This window comes from Microcoleus sp. Pol7_B2 (assembly GCF_036701035.1).
Classification (GTDB): Bacteria; Cyanobacteriota; Cyanobacteriia; order Cyanobacteriales; family Microcoleaceae; genus Microcoleus.
In genome coordinates, this window is sequence record NZ_JAUBQB010000006.1 from 109,419 (window position 1) to 117,756 (window position 8,338).

5 protein-coding genes are annotated in these 8,338 nt (G+C 49.0%); 2 read left to right on the plus strand and 3 right to left on the minus strand.

Translation table 11 applies throughout. From position 1 onward, the window contains the following. Positions 1–204: 204 nt before the first annotated feature. The 3 genes from QUA57_RS04240 to QUA57_RS04250 all read right to left on the minus strand — a co-directional run bounded on the left by QUA57_RS04240 (position 205) and on the right by QUA57_RS04250 (position 4,270). Entirely contained in the window at positions 205–1,101 is an 897-nt protein-coding gene (locus QUA57_RS04240) for a CoA-binding protein (protein ID WP_333041987.1), read from the minus strand. Between the two features lie 83 nt (positions 1,102–1,184). Then, positions 1,185–2,414 carry a succinate--CoA ligase subunit beta gene (locus tag QUA57_RS04245; RefSeq protein WP_333059695.1) on the minus strand — a complete coding sequence of 410 codons (1,230 nt, stop codon included), beginning with the start codon at positions 2,412–2,414 and terminating at the stop codon, positions 1,185–1,187. Positions 2,415–2,752: 338 nt separating this feature from the next. Next, a complete protein-coding gene (locus QUA57_RS04250) occupies positions 2,753–4,270 on the minus strand; it encodes a glycosyltransferase family 2 protein (RefSeq protein ID WP_333059696.1) in 1,518 nt (505 codons plus the stop codon). A 246-nt stretch (positions 4,271–4,516) separates the two neighbouring features. Here QUA57_RS04250 and ebsA point away from each other — a divergent pair, with 246 nt between their 5' ends. Further along, positions 4,517–4,891 (plus strand): type IV pilus biogenesis protein EbsA, encoded by a 375-nt coding sequence (gene ebsA, locus QUA57_RS04255; protein ID WP_006634686.1) that lies wholly within the window; start codon positions 4,517–4,519, stop codon positions 4,889–4,891. Between the two features lie 982 nt (positions 4,892–5,873). Beyond that, on the plus strand, positions 5,874–8,338 hold a 2,465-nt coding region (locus QUA57_RS04260; protein WP_333059697.1), incomplete at its 3' end, for a choice-of-anchor L domain-containing protein.

Here is an 8,338-nt window from a genome sequence, read left to right on the forward strand (position 1 = left end):
TGGCATTCTGCAGACACTTTTGATATCAAATCCGTTAGCATCGGAATAGTAAATCCGAGTTGACGGTGAACAGTCAACAGTCAACCGTCAACCGTCAACCTCATTCCGGTGTAACCGGAAATGATATGAGACCAAACCCGCCCCGGCCTAACCCTTATCCCAACCCCAAGAGGGTTAGGACTTTTGTGAAAACTCCCAAAGCAATCAATTTTTCTTTAGCAATTTTTTGAGCAACTTAGGAATCTCTGAAGGTCGAGCCGCCACAGGTATGTCCGCCTCTTCAAAGGCAGCCATTTTGTTTGGGGCCGAAACTCCAAAGGCTTTCTGGGCAGCCGCCCGAGAACTGATCAGGATGCCGGCGTGGCCCAAAGACGGCCCCTTGGGAGCGTAGCGGCCGGCCAGATAAGCAACCACGGGTTTGTCGATCGCCGAAGCGATGTAAGAAGCAGCAGCTTGTTCACTCCAGCCCCCAACTTCCCCTACCAAAACCATCGCTTCGGTACTGTCGTCTTCGTCCAAAAGTTGCAGCCACTGCATAAAAGAAGAACCGACAATCGCGTCGCAGCCAATACAAACCGCCATCGACTGTCCCAACCCAGCCTCCGTTAGTTCTAGGGCAACTTCGTAAGTCAAAGTGCTGCTGCGGCTGATCACTCCCACCGGGCCGGGAGTGTAAAATTCCTTGGGGTGAGTTCCCAGCAGCAGTTTGTCGGGCACAATAATCCCCGGACTGTTGGGCCCGATTACCAAAGTTTCGGTGGCTTCTGCTTTTCTGACTAAGTGCACCATATCCAGAGGAGGCACTCCCCCAGTAACGATCGCAATTTGCCGAATTCCTCCGGCTATCGCTTCTAAAGCAGCATCCAGCACCGAGTAAGCGTCTACCAAAATTACCGCAGTGTCAACGTGACCCACTGCCGCCACTGCTTGTTCTACCAAATCAAAAATCGGAATTCCCTCCACTTCCAGCCCCCCCCGACCGGGACTGACACCGGCGACTACATTCGTGCCGTATGCTTTCATCATCAGGGCGGCGCGGGTGGACGCGGGAGATTCTGTAATGCCCTGTACTAGGACTTTGCTTTCAGGAGTTAAATTCATTTTTTCCCACTTGACACTCGATCTGTAAAAAGCAGAAGGCCTTCATCTGTACAGAAATCTTGTTTTTTGCCGATCAACTGCCGCTACTTGACGGAGGATACAGAAGCGGCCGCAGCCTCATCCAAAGTGCTAGCTAGCTGCACCGGCAACTGTCCCAAACGCTTTTTAACAGCATCAGCATCGATCTCTACCAGCCGGAGCACAACTTGGATGTGGCGGTTAGCGCGAGCTTTCCGTTCCAAATAGCCGGCTACTGCAGCGATTATTTCCTCGGTTTTGGAGGCGCTGCCCAAAATATTTACAAGTATCACCTTAACGCTTTTATCCTGAGCGACTAACTCAAGACCCAACTCCGCCCGATCGCGCAGGGCATTTGCTGCATAGTAGCGGTCTAGGGAACCAATATTCACAAAATTAGCTGGTTTTCCTCCTTGGTGGGTTACTGCATCTAGAGTTGCCATTGTCAGGCCCACTCCGTTGCACAAAACCGCGATATTCCCGTCTAGTTCGATTAATTGCACGGATTCGGAATTCGAGATTGGGGATTTAGATTTGGGGTCAAACTCCGGCAACTGCTGAACCTTCGAGTGGGAATGGGAGCGATCGCCAGAGGCATGGGGACTTCTTCTTTCCCGTGCCAACCCGCTGCTTTGCCTCTTTCCCGATAGTGTTGCCAAATCTGGATGCCGCCCCAAGGCATCGTCGTTGGCGGTGACTTTACCATCTAAAGCCATTACCTCTCCCGTCGGACTGATGCCGAGAGGATTGATTTCTACTAGGTCTAAATCTTTTTCGACAAACAGCCGGTACATTTTTTCGACAATGGTGCTCACGGATTGAATCAAGTCTCCCTGCAATCCCATTTTCAGCGCCAGACGCCTCGCGTAGAATGGGGAAAATTCTTGATCTACGGCAACTTGCTGCATTTGCTCGATCGACCCTTCGACATCCATACCTCCTTGGCTCGAACCCAGAAGCACCGGGCGTCGCGCTACGGGGTCTAGGAGTACCGCTAAGTACAATTCTTGGTCGGCGTTGTACTTTGCTTCTGCCAGTAGAACTTGGGGATACTCATCCTCGATGGGCAAATTAAAAATTGTTTGAGCGGCTGCTACTGCATCGATCGTATTTTCTACAAACTTGATACCGCCCGCCCTGCCCCGTCCCCCAGCCCGCACTTGCGATTTGAGTACAACTGGGTAGGGAATTTTCAATCCTTTGAGGTCGGCGGGATTGTCAATCCGCTGCGACGGCAAAATCGGAATTGCCATCTGTCGAAATAAAGATTTAGCTTGGTACTCTAACAAATCCATTTATCAATTACGGGTGACGGGTAGTTGGCAACAAGCAATTCGTCCAAATTGGCAATTCATAATTAATAGATAGTAATTGGTTTTTTGTCAAGTTAAAAGTTAAAAATTCTCGCTTTTATCTTTTAATTTTCGACTTTTGTATTGCCGATTACTTATTCGCTATTACCGCTCGCCGATTACCTATTACCTAAGCTGTTTTAAAGTGTTTTTTTCTCGGAATTGCCAAATTTTACTCTTAGGCTCTGGCGGGGAGATATTTGGCGAGCGTTGGTGTTTTTTTGTCTCGGAAAATCGTCGGACGTTCGGCGATACTGTGCCGAAATATTTCTGCGAATTGTTTACTTGATGCTATTAACAGCCCCTTGATGGACGGTTTTGACCCATTTAAGCCGCTTGGGCCGTACCGCAATCCGAGCCGTCACAGTCCCTACCAGCAGCCAGTGGAACATATACACAGTACCCCGCAGCGTTTGCAGTAAGGTGAGAAAAACTCTTTTAACGTCAAATTTGGTCTCTTTGCGAGTGCGGCGCAAACCGATAAACATTCCCACCACCGACAATGTAAGCGTCATAAAAGTTATGGGACTGGCGATCGGCATCCGGCGGAGCGCAATTGACATCACAAAGTCGGGTAGCGCTACTGTGGGTAAGAAATATTGAGATACCCAAAATCCAAATAAATCCCAAGTTTTCCCAGTTCCCATGCGGTTCCGCAAAATTAGCCGCCAGTAGTCAAGATAACGCTGATAGCCACCTTCTGCCCAGCGATTGCGCTGGTGCCACAGAGCGCGAGCGTTAGTGACTCCTTCTTCTGACACGGCTGGGAAAGCGAGAAATTCAATGTCCCATCGGTTTAGGTGCAGCCTCACCGTCAAATCCAGGTCGTCGGTAATCGTCTCCTCGTTCCAGCCTCCGCAGCTTTCCAAGGCGGTGCGGCGCATGAATTGGCCGTTACCGCGCAATTCTCCAATGCCGCCGATCGCAATCCGCTGCTGTTGGAAAAAACTGTCGAGAGCCATTTCTGCTTCTTGGCCACGAGTCCAAAAATTTACCGAAGCATTGGCGATGGCTTTTCTGACTTGCACAGCCCCTACCTTTTCTCCATGGAACACTGGCAGCACCCGGCGGAGCAAATCCGGCGTTACCGTCGCGTCGGCGTCAAATATTCCCACAAATTCCCCGCGAGTCAGCGGCAACACTTGATTCAGGGCTCCAGACTTCCCGCCGCTGGCATTTGCTCCTCTGCGAAATACTTTGAGCTGGGGGTACTTTTTGGTTAGCTGTTCCAATACTAGCGGCGTGGCGTCGCTGCTGTGATCGTCGATCGCCCAAACTTCGTAGCGGTCGATCGGATAATCTACATTGCAGATGGATTCTACGAATCGGGCAATCACCGCTTCCTCATTTTTCGCTGCCACCAGCAGCGACACGTAAGGCCAATCCTCTCGGCTTTCATCGGCCAGAGGCGGCAGTGCGGGCTTGGGCGAAGCAAACAAAACTCGAAATGCTTGCATCCACAGCAGTCCCGTCAACCCCCACACTACCCACGCACCCCAAGAAATCAAGTGCAGGGCGATCGTGCCGGCCCAAATCGCAGTCAGCACTGCTGCGGCTTTTCCGCGGCGTCCCCGGTACAGATTTTGAGGAAAAGAGGGAGTTCCCGGCACAGACACCGCAACCGGGAGCTCTGCTTTTGTTTCCGCGTCAAACGCCCTGTCGCCAATGTCTGGTATAGCAAATACTTTGCTGAGCTTCGAGTTCGAGGTCAAACTCTTGAGCTCTTCTTGAGCTAAATCAGAGATGTCCAAGTTAAGCTCGCTGCGAGCGTCGTTTTCTGGCCAAGAACTCTCCTGCATAGGTTACTTGATTCAACCACCAATAGTTTTTGATTTTAGATATAAGCATCTACTGTATCAGTTTCTGGACTTTTGTCGAAAGCGGACGGGAGGACAACCAGCGGGCTCGGTGCTTGTACGGCCCTGGTAAACGGGTACTGGATAGAGTATTTGGGTTGACTTTTGCTTGCGATCGACCAGGAATATCTGTTAGTTTTTTCTGGGGATCTAAACTATCTGTTAGTAATAATTGTCTGAGGTGGAAATATGTCTATTCCTCAACTCAAGCCAGCCGATGACAAAGAAGTGAAAGTCTACGCGCCTTTCTGTCAAGAGCCCAGGCGCAAGTTTTTACCGCACGCTATTGGCCTCTACAAGCTCAAAAGCTTGGAGGGGGCAAGAAAAATTGACGGTGGGGAGAGCGTGCCGTTTGTCGCTAGTTGGAATATCTCGTCGCTGCCGATCGACTTAACCCGCTGTCGGGTGTTGTTTGACGGCAATGCTGAACTCAGCTACGAAGTGACTATGCAAAGCTCTGAGTTTGTTAGTTGCTTAATTGAGGTACTCCTGACTTTTCAGCGGACTCGTACTGTCGATTTTTCTAAAACGTTTTACCGCAAGCTGATGCGAATGGATGAATAACTTTCACCGCCGCACTCCCGAAAGTCCGCAATTGACAATCAAGTAATTTAATCCGGGGCCCCCGGATTGATGCGTGGGTCGAGAAAAAAGCTCCTCGCTCCCGATCGCCAGCCCCCGGATTTATCAGTGGGGTCGCTTTCTTCAATCTAAAATCTAAAATCTAAAATCTAAAATCGATTGACGGGTGCTATAACTGGCGCACCAATAGTGTAACGCCTCGACGGCAACATTACATGATTGGTGCGCCAGCCCTATTTGAGAAGTGGAAATAGTAAGTGAGTTGTTGGATCATTCTCAATAATCCCTTTGGGGGTCAGCACTTATCTCCATTGCTAAAGTAAATCTACAGTAGTTTTCTGTTGAGCGTGATACTGATTTCGCGTAGGGACTCACGCAAAGCCTGATTCCCTACCTGTATTTCATCCCATTGAAAACTGTTGTATTTGTTGTGGAACAAGCGCAAAAGCCTATTTCGGACAGGGGTGCAAGATGTGAGGCAAGACACATTTCCCGCACCAAACTCCGAACTTTTTCCATGTATTAATATTTGTAACTATTCTCAGCAATATTACTGAGATATGTGAGTATAAGAACTAAATTAGGATGAGTTAATTTCTACGAAAATAGATTAAATAATCCCACCTGTCATCAGCAAGAATTTTAAGTAATTTTGCGATCGAAGGGATTTAATATAAGTCCTGATTTTTTTTGTTATGGGTGCTATGAGAAAATTTCTCAACCGCCATTAGGGCGATCGTACTGTCATGCTTAAATTTTGCAAGTAAGCGGCTGAAAGCCGAATTAAATTATAGCAATTCCTTCTAGCCCCTATTTAGCAAACACTTAAGCAACACAACGCAAAACATCAGTCATTGTAATTACTCCTAAGTAATTTTGAGTGAACAGAATAACTGAGAGCAGCCTACATATCAGGTATGCCAGCTACAGATAAAAACCTACCAATTTTTCCAAGAGGTATATTATGGTTCTGATAACTAAGGATCTCAATAGTGGTCTGACTAAAGAGCAACTTGCCCAATTTATTATTGGGGACGCAGGGACTGTCGTTCCTGGTAGTGTGAATTTTACGGGTGACAATCGGGCGGCGGGGACTTTTGGCGGCGGGATTTCAGAAGAGATCAATGTCGAAGCAGGTGTTATCTTCAGCACTGGAGATATCGCGAGTGCTAACGGCCCCAATAATAATGATAGTACAGGCACAACTTTTAATACAGCGGGCGATGCGGATCTAAACGTGCTGATTGCTGCCACAGGTTTTACTACTAATGATGCTGCCGTCTTAGAGTTTGATTTTATACCTAAGCAGAACCAGTTTGCTTTAGAATACGTCTTTGCTTCTGAGGAATACAACCAATACATAGGCCAATATAACGATGTATTTGGCTTTTTCGTGAATGGGGTAAATACTCCTCTGGTTCCAGGGACAAACCAACCTGTTTCTATCGATACTATCAATGGAACCAAAAACAAAGCGTTTTTCTTTAACAACGATTTTAGTGAACTCGGCCCTCTAACACCTTATCAAACAACATTTAATGGTTTTACAGCAGTATTAACTGCTCAAGGAGCAGTCATCCCAAATGTCCCGAATCGTTTAAAGTTAGCGATCGCAGACACTAAAGATTTTACCTTGAATTCAGCAGTTTTTATCAGCGCTCTTCCCCTCTTCAACTTCTCCCAACCCACTTATCAAGTCAACGAAGATGGAACAGTTGTGGGAGCAACAATCACCATCAACCGCAGTGGCATTAGTAACGCGACTTCTAAGGTAGACGTGAACTTCACTAATGGTAGCGCCACAGGTGGGGCTACCTTGGGATTAGGAGTTGATTTCGTTTTCACCACCCAAACTGTGAGCTTTGCCGCCGATCAAACCACTGCTACTATTAGCGTTCCCATCAACAATGACAGCTTAGTTGAACCCACAGAAAACCTTACTCTTACTTTAGCTAATCCTCAAAACGGCATAATTGGCATCACCCAGAACACCGCCAATCTGGATATTCTCACTGATAATGATACCGCAGGCATCATTATCACCTCAACAGGGGGTGCGGATGTTGCAGAAGGCGGTACTTCAGACACATATACAGTCGTACTCCAAAGCCAGCCTAGCGACCTTGTAATCGTCACGGTTGACCCTGATAACCAGACAAACTTGGGAGCCGGTACTGGTGTCCCCCTTACCCTGAACTTTACCCCCAACAACTGGAATGTACCGCAAACCGTTACGATCGAGGCAGTGGACGCTCAAATAGCGGAAGCATCTCCTCACACTAGCGCGATCGCTCACACAGCCAGTAGTGTAGACCCCAATTACGACGGTGCTGCGGTTCCAATTACCATCGATGGTACTGTGACTGCTACCCTCACCGCTAACATTACCGACAACGACACGCCCAGTGTAAAAATTACCGAAACTGGGGATACTACCAAAATTGGGGAAGGTGGCAACTCGGATAGCTATACGGCGGTATTGACCACCCAGCCTGCTGCCGATGTTACTGTCACCGCCTCGCCAGACGCCCAAAGCGACGTGGGGATTGGAGGCGGGATCCCGATCGCTCTGAAGTTTACTCCCGATAACTGGAACGTGCCTCAACTGGTGAATGTGCAAGCCGTGGACGATGCTGTGGCTCAAGGCACGCACTCCAGTACGATCGCACACCAAGTCACGAGTACAGACGCGAAATACAACCTGATTGCTACTGCCTCGGTGACGGCCCAAATTACTGACAACGATACAGCGGGAGTCACAATTACTCCTGCAAGCACGACTGCTACCGAAGGCGGCGTCACAGGCAGTTACAAGGTAGCGCTGACTAGCAAACCGACTGCGCCTGTTAATGTCAACTTCAACACGGGCATTCAAATCGATTCAATTTCCACATTTACTTTCACCTCAGATAACTGGAACCTACCGCAGACAGTCACGGTGAAAGCTACCGACGACAGTTTAGTCGAAGGGCTGCACACAGGCACGATCGACCACAGCATTGCCGTCGGTAGTGCGGCGGAATATCTGCCCGTGACGATCGCGCCGGTAACAGTCAGCATCACCGATAACGATGTCGCTACTCCCAATACGCCCAGCATCACAATTACTCCTGCGAGCACGACTGCTGCCGAAGGCGGCGCGACAGACAGTTACACAGTCTCCCTCAACACTCAACCGACAGCTAACGTTACCGTCAATGTAGCTGCGGGCAGTCAAATAGAGGCGATCGCGCCGATAGTTTTCACTCCGGCTAACTGGAATGTCCCGCAAACAGTAACGGTGACAGCAACCGACGACACAGTTGTAGAAGGAAGCCACAGCGGCACGATCAATCACAACGTCGCAGCAGGAAGCGCTGCCGAATACTTGCCAGTGGCGATCGCACCAGTTACGGTCACCATCGCCGACAACGACACAGCTACCTCGAC